15 protein-coding genes are annotated in these 12,893 nt (G+C 70.3%); 10 read left to right on the plus strand and 5 right to left on the minus strand.

The genetic code is table 11. The features are described 5' to 3' along the window. Positions 1–22 precede the first annotated feature (22 nt). Positions 23–910 (minus strand): alpha/beta hydrolase, encoded by an 888-nt coding sequence (locus ACIBG7_RS39090; protein ID WP_357930517.1) that lies wholly within the window; start codon positions 908–910, stop codon positions 23–25. A 120-nt stretch (positions 911–1,030) separates the two neighbouring features. On the opposite strand from ACIBG7_RS39090, the gene ACIBG7_RS39095 reads away from it, so the two are divergent. Continuing rightward, complete coding sequence (locus ACIBG7_RS39095; RefSeq protein ID WP_397339529.1) at positions 1,031–1,315, plus strand: hypothetical protein; 285 nt, start codon at positions 1,031–1,033, stop codon at positions 1,313–1,315. Positions 1,316–1,588: 273 nt separating this feature from the next. Further along, entirely contained in the window at positions 1,589–1,894 is a 306-nt protein-coding gene (locus ACIBG7_RS39100) for a hypothetical protein (protein ID WP_397339530.1), read from the plus strand. Between the two features lie 181 nt (positions 1,895–2,075). On the opposite strand, the gene ACIBG7_RS39105 is transcribed toward ACIBG7_RS39100, so the two are convergent. After that, positions 2,076–2,948, minus strand: coding sequence for a Ku protein (locus tag ACIBG7_RS39105; protein ID WP_397339531.1), 873 nt, complete (start codon positions 2,946–2,948; stop codon positions 2,076–2,078). A 61-nt stretch (positions 2,949–3,009) separates the two neighbouring features. Here ACIBG7_RS39105 and ligD (ACIBG7_RS39110) point away from each other — a divergent pair, with 61 nt between their 5' ends. From ligD (ACIBG7_RS39110) to ACIBG7_RS39130, 5 genes are all read left to right on the plus strand, one after another. Continuing rightward, positions 3,010–3,918 carry a non-homologous end-joining DNA ligase gene (gene ligD, locus ACIBG7_RS39110; protein WP_397339532.1) on the plus strand — a complete coding sequence of 303 codons (909 nt, stop codon included), beginning with the start codon at positions 3,010–3,012 and terminating at the stop codon, positions 3,916–3,918. Further along, on the plus strand, positions 3,915–4,790 hold the full coding sequence (gene ligD, locus ACIBG7_RS39115; protein ID WP_397339533.1) for a non-homologous end-joining DNA ligase: 876 nt from the start codon (positions 3,915–3,917) through the stop codon (positions 4,788–4,790). Before ligD (ACIBG7_RS39110) ends, ligD (ACIBG7_RS39115) begins: the two co-directional genes overlap by 4 nt. A 41-nt stretch (positions 4,791–4,831) precedes the next feature. Then, complete coding sequence (locus ACIBG7_RS39120) at positions 4,832–5,035, plus strand: hypothetical protein (RefSeq protein WP_357930532.1); 204 nt, start codon at positions 4,832–4,834, stop codon at positions 5,033–5,035. 62 nt (positions 5,036–5,097) lie between these two features. After that, a complete protein-coding gene (locus tag ACIBG7_RS39125) occupies positions 5,098–5,718 on the plus strand; it encodes a helix-turn-helix domain-containing protein (RefSeq protein ID WP_357930535.1) in 621 nt (206 codons plus the stop codon). Positions 5,719–5,803: 85 nt separating this feature from the next. Then, the gene (locus ACIBG7_RS39130) at positions 5,804–6,034 is read left to right on the plus strand and encodes a DUF3107 domain-containing protein (RefSeq protein ID WP_357930538.1); all 231 of its coding nucleotides are present in this window, start codon (positions 5,804–5,806) and stop codon (positions 6,032–6,034) included. A gap of 371 nt (positions 6,035–6,405) precedes the next feature. Here ACIBG7_RS39130 and ACIBG7_RS39135 read toward each other — a convergent pair whose 3' ends face one another. After that, entirely contained in the window at positions 6,406–7,038 is a 633-nt protein-coding gene (locus tag ACIBG7_RS39135) for a ferritin-like fold-containing protein (protein WP_357930541.1), read from the minus strand. A 317-nt stretch (positions 7,039–7,355) separates the two neighbouring features. On the opposite strand from ACIBG7_RS39135, the gene ACIBG7_RS39140 reads away from it, so the two are divergent. From ACIBG7_RS39140 to ACIBG7_RS39150, 3 genes are all read left to right on the plus strand, one after another. After that, complete coding sequence (locus ACIBG7_RS39140) at positions 7,356–9,215, plus strand: DEAD/DEAH box helicase (RefSeq protein ID WP_397339619.1); 1,860 nt, start codon at positions 7,356–7,358, stop codon at positions 9,213–9,215. 347 nt (positions 9,216–9,562) lie between these two features. Next, complete coding sequence (locus ACIBG7_RS39145; protein WP_357930544.1) at positions 9,563–10,438, plus strand: alpha/beta hydrolase; 876 nt, start codon at positions 9,563–9,565, stop codon at positions 10,436–10,438. Further along, positions 10,435–11,334 carry an oxygenase MpaB family protein gene (locus tag ACIBG7_RS39150; RefSeq protein WP_397339535.1) on the plus strand — a complete coding sequence of 300 codons (900 nt, stop codon included), beginning with the start codon at positions 10,435–10,437 and terminating at the stop codon, positions 11,332–11,334. The genes ACIBG7_RS39145 and ACIBG7_RS39150 overlap by 4 nt, the downstream gene beginning before the upstream one ends. Positions 11,335–11,347: 13 nt before the next feature. Here ACIBG7_RS39150 and ACIBG7_RS39155 read toward each other — a convergent pair whose 3' ends face one another. Next, positions 11,348–12,148: a RecB family exonuclease gene (locus ACIBG7_RS39155; RefSeq protein WP_397339620.1), complete on the minus strand. Its 801-nt coding sequence runs from the start codon at positions 12,146–12,148 to the stop codon at positions 11,348–11,350. A gap of 28 nt (positions 12,149–12,176) precedes the next feature. Beyond that, complete coding sequence (locus tag ACIBG7_RS39160; RefSeq protein ID WP_357930552.1) at positions 12,177–12,884, minus strand: MBL fold metallo-hydrolase; 708 nt, start codon at positions 12,882–12,884, stop codon at positions 12,177–12,179. Between the last annotated feature and the right edge of the window lie 9 nt (positions 12,885–12,893).

Below are 12,893 nucleotides of genomic sequence, written 5' to 3' on the forward strand. Positions count from 1 at the left end.
CAGGGGTCTTTCCTGGAGAAACCTAGCTGGCCAGTGGGGCATTCCCCAACCGCGTCTCAAGGATCAGACGCCGGGCCTCCGCGGCCACCACCTTGGGGGCCTCCATCTGCGCGCAGTGCCCGCAGTGCGGCAGCAGCACCAGGCGGGCGTTCGGGAACGACCGGGCGGCCTTGCGGGCCATCGCCGCGCGCACCAGGCGGTCGTGCCTGCCGTACAGGAGCAGGGTGGGGGCGGTGATGGTGGCGGCCTCGCGCCAGAGGGTGTTCTTGAGGTACTCCCGCACGATCCCCCGGGTCGAGCCGATCATGGCCGCCGCCGAGTACGGCAGGCCGTCCCGGCGGCGCAGCTCCTCCACGGCGGCACGCACCCGCTCGGGGTGCACGACGGCGGGATCGGCGTAGACCATCGCGAGCGAGGCGGCGATCCGGCGTTCGGCCGGCAGCCGGCCCAGCAGGGCGGCGCCGAGCTCGCCCAGGCGGGGCGCGGCGGCGGCGAAGACCCGGACCGGGCCGTAGCGGGGGTACCAGTCGGGCAGCGCCGGGCTGACCAGGGTCAGCGAGCGCACGAGGTCCGGGCGGAGCGCGGCGGCCCGCACCGAGACCGCGCCGCCCAGCGAGTTGCCGAACAGGTGGGCGGGCCCGGTCTGCTCCATCAGGCCGATCACCGCGCGGGCGTGGGCGGTGATGGAGTAGTCGCCGTCGGGCGGCGCCGGTGAGTAGCCGTTGCCCGGCAGGTCGATGGCGTGCCCGGTGACGAGGTCGGCCAGCTCCCCCATCAGGTCGGTCCAGTTGGTGGCCGACCCGGCCAGGCCGTGGACGAAGACCGCCTGCTCCGCGGGGCCTTCGGGGGTTGAGCGGACATAGACGGGACCGGCCTCGCGGCCCGGCCACAGAGGAATCGGCTGCTCCACGTCCGCAGGATATCTCAGCCCAATTTGCATAAGTTATGCATAAATGTAGGTGTTTGTGATGATATGTCCGGTTATTGTCGCTGGAGTAGATGAGCCGACAGCAGTCAAGGGGGAGACGCCATGTCGAAGCTCAGAACCACCCTCGCCGGCGCCGCGATGGCCACCGCCCTGGCGGGGAGCCTGGCCGGCTTCGGCGCCACCGGCGCCAGCGCGTCCACGGAAGTCGCCACCCAGGCTCCGGTGGTCCAGCATCAGACCCACAAGGGCAAGTGCATCTGGATCAGCCGCACAGGCAAGGTGCACAAGGGTTGGAAGCACCGCAAGACCACCGTCGTCTGGAAGAACGGGCACTTCTACGTCAAGCGCTACTGGGGCTGCAACATCAAGCGCAAGTGGTGGTGGTAAGCCGCTGAACCCCGCGCGTTACTGAGGTTGTACGCGCTTCACACCCGCGACCCGAGGGGGTCGCGGGTGCTTTTATTTGGACATTTCACCATATTTCATGGCGTGCAATTAAATGGGCAGCCAATGACGCCCTTCGACGTGGCCAGTGATAGGCAAAAGCCTCTTATCCGCCGTTTATGATCATGAATGCTCGGAGATCCTCACAACCAGGAAGACTCTAGACGAGCGAGTCATCCCAGACCTAAGACGGAGAAATCCGACTTAGCGTCTGAAATGCAAGAGACCGTCAAGGGGAAGCACATCATGTTCAACATCAAGCGAGCAGTCGCGGCGACCGCCCTTTCTGTCGCCATGGCTGGCGGTACCCTGGCTCTGAGCACGACCGCCGCCAGCGCCGCGACGGCCACCACGACCGCATCCTCGTTCACCGCGGGGCCCCGGTGCGTGTGGATCCAGAAGAACGGCCGGGTCTACCTGGGTCACCGCAAGAACAAGGTCACCGTCACCAAGTACAAGCACAGCCCGTTCCACATCAAGCGCGAGCGCGGCTGCGTGAAGAACCGCCACTGGGTGTACTAAAGCCCACGCGGACCAACTCACACCGGGGATTTCGCTGGTGAAATCCCGGGAGCGATTCCCATAGCAAGACTGGCCGGGCGGGTTCATCCCGCCCGGCCTTCGCTACGTTTCCCTTTCGCCGCGAAATTGTTCCGCCGGGCTTTTCTATTTGCCCGGCGGAACAGTGCTGCAAACTTGTTGATCAGGCCGACTTGCGCGCCCGCTTCTTCGGGGCCGCCTTTTCTTCCTTCTCGGCCTTCTCGGTCTTCTCCGTCTTCTTCGTCCGGGGTGTGGAGGCGCCCCGCTCCTTCTTGGCCGCCTCGACCGAGGCCCGCAGCGCGGCCATCAGGTCCACCGCCGGTCCGGCCTCCTCGGTCTCGGGCGCGGCGACGACCTCCCGGCCGGCGACCTTCGCCTCGATGACCTCCTGGAGCGCCTCGCGGTAGGTGTCGTGGTACTCCCGGGGGTCGAAGTCGGCCTCCATCGTGGTGATCAGCGACTCGGCCATCTTCAGCTCCTGCGGCCGCACCTCGATGTCCTCGTCCAGGAACTCGAACTCGGGCGCCCGGATCTCGTCCGGCCAGAGCATCGTCTCCAGGACGAACACCCCGTCACGCACCCGCAAGGTGGCCAGCGACTCCCGCTGCCTGAGCGCGACCTTCACCACCGCCACCTGCCCCGACGACTCCAGCGCGTTGCGCAGCAGCACGTACGGCTTCGCCCCCTGGGCGTCCGGTTCGAGGTAGTACGACTTGGCGAAGTAGATCGGATCGATCTGGTCGGCCGGGCTGAACTGCAGCACGTCGATGCGCCGCGAGGTGCTGAGGGGCAGGCCCTCGAAGTCCTCGTCGGTCAGCACGACCATCTCGCCGGTCGCCAGCTCGTACCCCTTGGCGATGTCCGCGTAGGCGACCTCCTCCCCGTCCTTGGTGCACACGCGCTTGTAGCGGATCCGCCCGCCGTCCTCACGATGCACCTGGTGGAAGGAGACGTCTTTCTGCTCGGTCGCCGAGTACAGCTTCACCGGGATGGTGACCAGGCCGAACGAGATAGCGCCCTTCCAAATGCTGCGCATGGCCCACCTCATCCACTATCAGGGCTCATCTTTGGGCACATACCCGGACATGGGCGATCCAATGCCGTTCCCCGTCGAACCCATGCTGGCCATGCCAGGGGAGCTTCCCGCCGACCGCGAGCAGTACGGGCTGGAGGTCAAGTGGGACGGCATCCGCGCCCTCCTGCACCTGGAGGACGGGGTCATGCGGATGACCGGGCGGCACGGCGCCGACTACAGCCGCCGCTACCCCGAGATCTCCGACTTCGGCCTGGACAACGTGCTCCTCGACGGGGAGATCGTCGCCCTCGACGCCAAGGGGCGGCCCAGCTTCGAGCGGCTGCAGCACCGCATGCACCTGACCGACCCGGATCCGGCGATGATGCGGCTCTACCCGGTCACCTATCTCCCCTTCGACCTGCTGGGCGTGGCCGGCACCCCGCTGTTCGACCTGCCGTACGCCGCCCGGCGGGCGCTGCTCGACGAGCTGGACGTGGGGGCTCCGCCGTACTTCCTGGGCACCTCCGACCTGCTGGCCGCCACGAGCGCGCAGGGACTGGAGGGCGTGGTGGCCAAGCGGCTCGACTCGCCGTACCGGCCGGGGATCAGGGCGGCCTGGTGGATCAAGGTCAAGAACCTCACCGCGCGCGAGGTGGTGATCGGCGGCTGGAAACCCGGCAAGGGCCGGCGCGCGGGCGGCATCGGCTCGCTGGTGATGGGCGCCTTCGGCGAGCGCGGGCTGGTCTACGTGGGCCACGTGGGCACCGGATTCACCGACTCCGACCTGGAACGACTGCACGAGCTGCTGGCCCCGCTGGAGATCCCGCGCAGCCCGTTCGCCAACGCCGTGCCCTGGCGGAACCGGTGGGTTAGACCCGATCTGGTCGGGGAGGTTGCCTACACGATGTGGACCGACGACCAGAAACTGCGCCATCCGGTCTGGCGCGGCCTGCGTCCCGACAAGTTCCCGGCCGAGGTGAGCCTCCCATGAGCAAGACACCGGTGAAGGTGGACGGCAGGCAGCTCGTCCTGACCAACCTGGACAAGGTCCTGTACCCCGAGTCGGGCTTCACCAAGGCCGAGGTCATCGACTACTACAGCCGCATCGCCCCGGTGCTCCTGCCCCACCTGGCCGGCCGGCCGCTCACCGTCAAGCGCTACCCCAACGGCGTCGAGGGCCAGTTCTTCTTCGAGAAGAACGCCCCCAAGCACACCCCCGACTGGGTGCGCCGGGTGAACCTGCCGGTGCCTGGCAGCACCAAGGACCGCGAGAGCATCGACTTCGCCCTGGTGGAGGACCTGCCCACGCTGGTCTACTACGCCAACCTGGCCGCGCTGGAGCTGCACGTGCCGCAGTGGCGGGTCAACGAGGAGGGCAAGGCGGAGGAACCGGACACCCTCGTCTTCGACCTCGACCCGGGCGCCCCCGCCACCATCGTGGAGTGCTGCGAGGTGGCGCTCCTGCTGCGCGAGGCCCTGGCCGAGGACGGGCTGACCGCCAGCCCCAAGACCAGCGGCAACAAGGGCATGCAGCTCTACGCCGACTGGGACGGCCGCGCCGAGCCCTCCGCCTACGCCAAGACGCTGGCCCAGCGGCTGGAGAAGGAGCACCGCGCCCTGGTGATCAGCGTCATGACCCGCAGCGCCCGCACCGGCAAGGTCTTCATCGACTGGAGCCAGAACAATCCCGCCAAGACCACCGTCGCCCCCTACTCGCTGCGCGCGCGGGCGCAGCCCACCGTCTCCACCCCGCTCACCTGGGCCGAGGTGGAGACCTGCCAGAGCCCGGAAGAACTCGTCTTCACCACCGCCGACGTGCTGGAACGGGTGGCAGACCAGGGGGAGCTGTTCCGCCGGGCGTAGTGTGGAGAGGTCACGACCAGAGGGGACACACGATGTCGGAGATGGACGTACGCGGGGACGATCGTCCGGTCGAGGACGACGAGCTGCCGATCGAGGCGCCCGAGGCCGACGCGGCCGAACAGCACCGCCGGCTGCGCGACGAGGACGACACCTACCGCCGGGAGCTCCCGATGGACGTCGATCCCGCCGACGCCGCCGAGCAGGACCGGGTGGTGGAGGTCGACGATGACGAAGACTACCGATGAGGTCTTTACCGGCACGTAGGATGTCCGAACGAAACTGCCCCTCGGCCTAGGAGAAGTCGCTCATGACCGCAACCCCGGACGCCAAGCCCCGGGGCACCCGGCTGCCCCGGCTCGCCCGTCGCAGGCAGTTGCTGAGCGCGGCCCAGGAGGTCTTCGTCGAGAACGGCTACCACGCCGCCGCCATGGACGAGATCGCCGACCGGGCAGGGGTCAGCAAGCCGGTCCTCTACCAGCACTTCCCGGGCAAGCTGGAGCTCTACCTCGCCCTGCTCGACCTGCACGTGGACGACATGGTCAACCGGCAGCGCGAGGCCCTGGCCTCCACCCGGGAGAACAAGCTGCGGGTGCAGGCCACCTTCGCCGCCTTCTTCGACTTCGTCTCCAGCCAGGGCGAGGCCTTCCGCCTGGTCTTCGAGTCCGACCTGCGCAACCTCGCGCCGGTACGGCAGCGCGTGGAGCGGTCCCTTCGCGAGTGCGCCGAGATGATCAGCGTGGTCATCCAGGAGGACACCGGCTGCTCCAGCGAGGAGGCGCACCTGCTGAGCGTCGGCCTGGTCGGCATGGCCGAGGTCAGCGCCCGCTACTGGGTCACCACCCACGGCTCCATCCCCAAGGAGGCCGCCGAGCAGCTCATGGCCCGGCTGGCCTGGCGGGGCATCAGCGGTTTTCCGCGTACGGCGTAAGCCGTTCGCTGGCCGCGATCCCCGGCGCCGTTTCGCCCGCGCGGGCGTCACGATGGGATGGGCAACCGTCTCATGAGGGAGCGCAATGGAAATCAAGATCGGCGTGCTGTCCGTACCCCGGGAGATCGTCGTGGAGGTGGACCTCTCGGCCGACCAGGTCGAGGAGGAGCTCAGGATGGCCCTGGCCACGGATCGCGGCGTCTTCGCCCTCACCGACGTCAAGGGCCGGCGCGTGATCGTGCCGGTCGCCTCGCTCGGCTACATCGAGATCGGCGAGGACGAGCCGCGCCCCGTCGGCTTCGGCGGCACGCTCTAGGTTTTTCCGGGGTACGGCAGGCGGTCAGGACCCGCGCCTGCCGTACCCCGCCCGCACAGTCGGACCACGGGTGGTGCGGCCGCGAGCCTGGGGCCGCGGCCATTCGGGGCGTGGTCGCGAGCCGGGTGGCCGGGTTAAGGAGTGGCGCAGAACGGGCAGGCCCGGCGGGCGGGACGGCAGCGGCCGCGGCGCAGCCCCGTCGTCGGGCAGCCTGCGCTCCCCCGTCTCAGCACCGCCCGCGTGGTCCAGCGATTCGGCGCGCATCTGGTCGGCGAAGTGCCATAGCGGCGCGAGGCCCTCATCTCTGGCACGCTACACCCTCCCGCGCCGCCGGTGTCCCGCCATCCCTCCCGCCTCTCGATCGCGAGCCCCTAGATCCCGAGTGCCGCCATCCGCTTGCCGTGCTCCTCCTGAAGCTGGGCGAACAGCCGGGAGATGTCGCTCTGCTCCGCCCCGGCGAGTTGCAACGCCAGCTCGGGCCGCGCCGCGACGACCTGCTGCGCCTGGCTGAGCGCCTCACCCACCAGCCGCCTGGCCCACAGCGCCAGCCGTCCGGCCTGCACCGGGTCGGCCTCCAGCGCCGCCCTGACCCGGTCGACCACGAACTCCGAGCGCCCCTGGTCGGCCAGTACCTCCTCGACCAGCGGACCGACCGACGGATCGACGTGCCTGGCGGCCTCCCGGTAGAAGTCGAGCGCGATGCCGAGCCCGACGTACGCCTTCACCAGCGCCTGCAGCCAGTCGGCCGGCTTGGTCTGGTCGTGCCAGGCGTCGAAGGCGGGCGCGAACGGCTCCATCGCCGCCCCCGCGTCGGCCCCGAGCGCCTCCAGCCGCTCGCTCAGAAGGCGGAAGTGCCCGTACTCGGCCACGGCCAGTTCCGCGAGCCGCGCCCGATCGTCGAGGGAGGGGGCGAGGGTGGCGGCGTCCTCCGCCATCCGCAGGAACGCCGTCAGCTCGGCACAGGCCAGAGCGCCCAGCAGATCGACAACACCGGTATCCGTCATGAAGGCAGAGTACTTCGGGAACAACACGCATCTCGGCCAGCGTTGTGCTATCGAGTACACTGCTGTGTGAAAGTGCGACCGCACAGTGTTAAACGGGGGGTTCTCCCCCGCTAACCCCCGATCTGGGTTCCCGGCGGTCGCTGACGAATTGAGAGGACTGGCTTCTCCGCGCGGACCACATGATCCCGGAGGCCCAGTCTTCACTGGTGAGACTGAGGCAGGCCAACCTGACTACCTTCCGTGCACTCGGCGTCATCCCTGAGATCGCCGACGCTCTCGAGACAGAGGGCATCACGACGCCCTTCCCCATCCAGGAAATGGCGCTCCCGCTCGCCCTAGGCGGGCAGGACCTGATCGGCCAGGCCCGTACGGGCACTGGCAAGACCCTCGCGTTCGGCATCGCGATGCTCCAGAGCATCGGCAAGCCGCGCAAGACCCGCAAGAAGCCGCGCGGCCTGGTCGTCGTGCCCACCCGCGAGCTCGCCATCCAGGTCTCCGAGGACCTGACCACCGCGGCCGGCAAGCTCGGCTCCCGCGTCCTGACCGTGTACGGCGGGCGTGCCTACGAGCCGCAGGTCGAGGCGCTCAAGGCGGGCGTCGACGTCGTCGTCGGCACCCCCGGCCGGCTGCTCGACCTGGTCAAGCAGAAGCACCTCGACCTGTCGCAGGTCACCGCGCTCGTCCTCGACGAGGCCGACCGCATGATGGACCTCGGCTTCCTGCCCGACATCGAGCGCATCTTCAAGCTCGTGCCGGCCGAACGGCAGACGATGCTCTTCTCGGCGACCATGCCGGGCGAGATCGTCGGCCTGTCGCGCCGCTACCTCAACCGCCCCACGCACGTCCGCGCCGAGCACGAGTCCGGCGAGGGCGAGGCCACCCCGCAGGTGGAGCAGTTCGTCTGGCGGGTGCACCGCATGGACAAGATCGAAATGCTCGGGCGCATGCTCCAGGCCCGCGAGCGCGGCCTGACCATGGTGTTCTGCGAGACCAAGCGCGCCTGCGACATGGTCTCCGAGCAGCTCCAGACGCGGGGCTTCGCCGCCGCCGCCGTCCACGGCGACCTCGGCCAGGGCCAGCGCGAGCAGGCGCTGCGCGCGTTCCGCAACGGCAAGATCGACGTGCTCGTCGCCACCGACGTGGCGGCGCGCGGCATCGACATCGACGACGTCACCCACGTGGTCAACTACGACTGCCCCAACGACGAGAAGGCCTACGTCCACCGCATCGGCCGCACCGGCCGCGCGGGCCGGACGGGCATCTCGGTCACCTTCGTCGAGTGGGAAGAGCTGACCCGCTGGAAGATGATCAACCAGATGCTCGGCCTCGACTTCGCCGACCCCGTGGAGACCTACTCCACCTCGCCGCACGTCTACGCCTCCCTCAACATTCCCGAGGGGACCAAGGGCGTGCTCCCGCGCGAGGCCCGCAACCGGGCCGGGCTCGACGCCGAGACCCTTGAGGACCTCGGCGAGACCGGGCGCTCCCGCACTCGTGTCAAGGAGCGCGACCGGGACCGTGACCGTGATCGCGAACGTCCCGCCCGCACCCCACGTCAGCGCCGCCGTACCCGCGGGGGCGAGTCGGTGGGGGTTGAGTCTGTTGAGTCCGTCGAGCAGTCCCAGCCGGAGGTCGAGCCCATGGACAAGCGTCGCGGGCGCAAGATCGAGCAGACCCCTGCTCTGATCGGCGCGGACGAGCTGCCGCCCCAGCGGAAGCAGTCCCGCGAATCCGCCTCGGACACCGCCGCCCGCGAGACGGCTGCTTACGAGCCGGCCGTCCGTGAGCCGGCCGTTCGCGAGTCGGCTCGCCGGGCTGTCCGTGAGACCGCTGTTCGCGAGCCGGCCCGTGAGGCTGTCCGTGACACGGCTCGCGAATCGGTTCGTGAGCCGGTCCGTGAGGCGGTTGCCGAGCGGGCGCCCGAGCCGGTGCGTGCCGCGCCCGCGTTCGAGCCGCGGGAGGAGGCGCCCAGTTTCCTGGCCGCGCCGCCCGCCCCGGTTCGCCGCGAGCCGGAGCGGATCGTCCCCGCCAGCCCGTTCCAGGTCATCTTCCAGTCGCCCGACCTGGCGACCGACGACGACGAGATCGCCCCGTCCGCGGCCAGCGAGCGCCAGCAGCAGCGCCGCCGCCCCCGCGGCAACGGTGGCGGCAACAGCGGCGGCCCTCGCCGCCGCTGACCCCTCCCGGCCCCGCCCAACCCGCGGGGCCGACCCACCACCCTCGGCCCGTCCTGTGTACGGACCGCACCACCACGGCCCCGGACCCCCGTCCGGGGCCGCACTGGTTTCCGGGGCCAGGTACGGCAGGCCTGAGACGGCGGGCTTCCAAACTGGCCGCAACCGGTGTCAGTTAGAGGCCGACGCGGGAAGCCGGGATCGCGGGAAGCCCCCTCCCAAAAGAGCGTCCGAATCAGGGGACCGGAGGATCGGGCAGGGGGGATCTTTGGGGCATTCGGTCAGGACTCGGGCGGCGGTGCGGCTGTTGCCGGTGTCCCCTGACCTGGTCGTGGGTATTGTTGCCCCACGTGAGTACGCCGCGTTTCCTGACCCTCCCCCCTGGAGTGCAGCCCAGGCGGATCGAGACTCCTGTGGGCGCGTTCGCGGCCCTGGAGGCGATCCCCGGCAGCGGCGTGCTCGAACGCCATCCGGCCTTGCTGGTCCCGGGTCTGACGGGCAGCAAGGAGGACTTCATCGCGGTCCTGCAGACGCTGGCCCAGTCGGGCCGCCGCATCGTCGCCATCGACCTGCGCGGGCAGTACGAGACGGGTGGCCCCGACGACCCGGAGGCCTACACGTGCGCCGCCCTGGGAGCGGACATCGACGCGGTGGCCCAGGCGATCGGCGGTGGGGAGCCGGTGCACCTGGTGGGGCACTCGTTCGGCGGCCTGGTGAGCCGGGTGGCCGTGATCGACGGCCGGACGAAGTTCGCGTCGTACACGATGATGAGCACCGGCCCCGCGGCCATCACCGGCCGCCGCGCCGAGGGCGGGCAGAAGATCATCGACGAGATCGCCACCCACGGCCTGGAACAGCTCTGGCATTCGCGCTTCGAGCCAGAGGCCCTGGCCAACGGGGTGGACGAGGACATCCTGGCCTTCCTGCGCAAGCGGCTGCTGGCCAACTCGCCGGTCGCGCTGGCCCGGATGGCCGCGCAGTGCCTGGACATCGAGGACCGCACCGAGGAACTGGCCCAGGTGGGCACGCCGCTGCTGGTGCTGTTCGGCGAGCACGACGACGGCTGGCCGCCCGAGCAGCAGGTCGAGACGGCCGAGCGGCTGGGCGCGGAGTGCGTGGTCGTCCCCGGGGCGGTGCACTCCCCCGCTGTGGAGGCCCCGGAGACCACCGCCGCCGCGCTGGTGCGGTTCTGGAACGCGGCCGAGACCCGGTCCACGCAGGGATGAGCCAGGAGACGGTCCAGCCGCCGCAGTCGGTGACCTGGCTGGTCCATCTCGACCGGACCATGTGGGTGGGCGGCGTGCGGGGGCTCATGCTGCAGGCGCTGCATCCGGTCGCGATGCGGGGCGTGTGGCAGAACTCCACCTTCCAGGAGGACCCGTTCGGGCGGCTCCGCCGTACCGCGGACTTCGTGGGGCGGGTCACCTTCGCCGCCCCGCAGGAGGCGGCGGCGGCCGGTCGGCGGGTGCGTGACCTGCACCGCAGCCTGCGCGTCCGCCACGAGGGGCGGACCCACCGGGTGGACGATCCGGAGCTGCTGCTGTGGGTGCACTGCGCGGAGGTGTCGTCGTACCTGGCGGCGGCGCGGCGGGGCGGGCTGGCCCTGACCGGCCGGATGGCCGACCGCTACCTCGCCGAACAGCGGCGGAGCGCGGCGTACGTGGGGTTACATCCGGAGGACGTGCCGGGCTCCCGGGCGGAGCTGGCCGGATATTTCACCGACATGCGGGCCAAGCTGGCGCGCACCCCGGAGGCCGCCGAGACGGTGCGCTTCCTGCTGTGGCCGCGGCTGCCGGAGGAGTTGCGGATGCTGGCGGCCGGGAAGCCGCTCTGGTTCCCGTTCGGGGCGCTCTGCTACCTGACGCTGCCGGCCTGGGCCAGGCGGATGTACGGCATGCTGCCCGAAGTGCCCCAGGCGGCGGTGACGGCGGCGCTGCGGGCCTTCCGGCTGGCCGCCAACTCGGTGCCCGAGCCGGTGCACGATCGGGCCTTCCTGCCGTACACCAGGGAGATGCTCGACGGAGCGCGCGAGCGGCTGGGCGCCTCGGGCTACGACGTCAGCCACGGGCTGCGCGGCCTCATCGACCCGCGCCGCTGGCCACCGCACCTGCGAGCCGCTTGAAAATTGCAGGCCGTCAGGTGCTGAGGGCGTCCCAGGGGCGGCGTTCGGGGGCGGCGGCCTGACCCTCGGGGCAGTGCCGGCGGAAGTCGCACCACGAGCACAGCGGCCCCGGACTGGGCTCGAACCCGCCGGTGTCGCCGTCACGGAAGCGCTCGTCGGCCTCTGCCGCCTCCACCGCGACCTCCTCGGCCCGGCGCAGGTGCCGGCCCAGGGACTCGTCGGTGTGCTCCCATTCGACGATCTCGCCGGTCGGCAGGTGGTGCAGCTCGACCTTGTGGCACGGGGTGCGCAGCATGCGCGAGGCGGCGATGGCGTAGATCGCCAGCGCCAGCGAGGAGCGCGCGTCGTCAGGGGTCAGCGGCCGGCGGCCGGTCTTGTAGTCGACCACCACCAGCTCGTCACCGCGCCGGTCGAGGCGGTCGATCCGGCCCGAGACCGCGATCACCTTGGTGCGGGTGCCGACGGTGCGCTCCACCCCGACCGGCTCGTCCGAGGGGTCGAGGGTCGCGGTGTAGCCGCTCACCATCTCGCGCGCCCGGGCGAGCTGCTCGCCGGACTGCTGGGCGTCGCGGTAGCCCTCGGTGATCCACCCGTTGGTGAGCAGGATGCCGGCCAGCACCGGGGTCCGGCGCTCGTACGGCTCACGCCACCACGCCGCGAGGGCGTTGTGCACGCTGGCGCCCAGGCTGTTGTGCGCCCACGGCGGGCCCTTCTGCGGCGCCGGCCGGTCGAGGTAGGTGAACCGGTAGCGCCTGCGGCAGTCGAGCCACGTGTTCAGCCGCGACGGCGTGCAGGCGTAGAGCCGCCGCGGCATCCCTTCCAGCGGTAGCTGGTCGTACACCTCAGTCGTCGTTCAGCTTGATGGAGATCCCCGCGGTGCGGGTGCCGTCCACGAGCGGTCCCTCCGGCTGCTCGGCGCGGGTCAGCGAACCCGAGACCCAGTCGTCGAAGAGCGGCTCCAGGTCGCCCACCGTGCTCTCCTCGCCGTGCGCCGGGAGCACCCGGGTGGCGTGGGGCAGCGTGAACAGCCGCCCGCCGATGGAGGTGAGCTGGTCGGGCAGCGCCGGGTACTCCCCGCCGATCTTGCCCGGGCCGTCGGCCTGCAGCGACTTGCCGGTGAAGACGACCTCGAGGTCCTCGCTGTAGAGGGAGATGCCGCCTGGGGTGACGCCCGGGGTCTCCATGACGTCGAGGACAGAGCCGGCCACCTCGAAGCGGCCGTCGTCCTCGAGGTCGATGTCGGGCCAGGTCTCCGCCCAGGTCTCGCGCCAGATCGGCTTGTCCTTGGGGTGGAGGGCGATGATCGCCTCGTCCCTGCTGGCCACCTCGATCGCGGCGCCGACGTGGTCGGCCAGGCCGTGGGTGCAGATGACGGCGAGCACCTCGCGCTCACCGACCTGCTCCATGATCTTGTCGGCATCGCGGGCCGGGTCGATGACGATGACCTCGTCGTCGTCACCCACGATCCACGTGTTGTTCTCGACCTTGTGCTCGACGCCGTCGACATCGACGACGCCCTCGGTCACCACTCGCTCGATACGCGCTGTCACGCTTCCGCA

The organism is Nonomuraea sp. NPDC050328, from assembly GCF_044459405.1.
Lineage (GTDB): Bacteria > Actinomycetota > Actinomycetes > Streptosporangiales > Streptosporangiaceae > Nonomuraea.

Excerpts from the sequence above, each read along its gene's own strand:
- ACIBG7_RS39120 (WP_357930532.1), top strand. The coding sequence starts at position 4,832 with ATGGACGTACGCGGGGACGATCGTCCGGTCGAGGACGACGAGCTGCCG.
- ligD (WP_397339533.1), top strand. The coding sequence starts at position 3,915 with ATGAGCAAGACACCGGTGAAGGTGGACGGCAGGCAGCTCGTCCTGACC.
- ACIBG7_RS39125 (WP_357930535.1), top strand. The coding sequence starts at position 5,098 with ATGACCGCAACCCCGGACGCCAAGCCCCGGGGCACCCGGCTGCCCCGG.
- ACIBG7_RS39155 (WP_397339620.1), bottom strand. The coding sequence starts at position 12,148 with ATGCCGCGGCGGCTCTACGCCTGCACGCCGTCGCGGCTGAACACGTGG.
- ACIBG7_RS39135 (WP_357930541.1), bottom strand. The coding sequence starts at position 7,038 with ATGACGGATACCGGTGTTGTCGATCTGCTGGGCGCTCTGGCCTGTGCC.
- ACIBG7_RS39140 (WP_397339619.1), top strand. The coding sequence starts at position 7,356 with ATGGCGCTCCCGCTCGCCCTAGGCGGGCAGGACCTGATCGGCCAGGCC.
- ACIBG7_RS39105 (WP_397339531.1), bottom strand. The coding sequence starts at position 2,948 with ATGCGCAGCATTTGGAAGGGCGCTATCTCGTTCGGCCTGGTCACCATC.
- ACIBG7_RS39095 (WP_397339529.1), top strand. The coding sequence starts at position 1,031 with ATGTCGAAGCTCAGAACCACCCTCGCCGGCGCCGCGATGGCCACCGCC.
- ACIBG7_RS39130 (WP_357930538.1), top strand. The coding sequence starts at position 5,804 with ATGGAAATCAAGATCGGCGTGCTGTCCGTACCCCGGGAGATCGTCGTG.
- ACIBG7_RS39150 (WP_397339535.1), top strand. The coding sequence starts at position 10,435 with ATGAGCCAGGAGACGGTCCAGCCGCCGCAGTCGGTGACCTGGCTGGTC.
- ACIBG7_RS39100 (WP_397339530.1), top strand. The coding sequence starts at position 1,589 with ATGCAAGAGACCGTCAAGGGGAAGCACATCATGTTCAACATCAAGCGA.
- ligD (WP_397339532.1), top strand. The coding sequence starts at position 3,010 with ATGCCGTTCCCCGTCGAACCCATGCTGGCCATGCCAGGGGAGCTTCCC.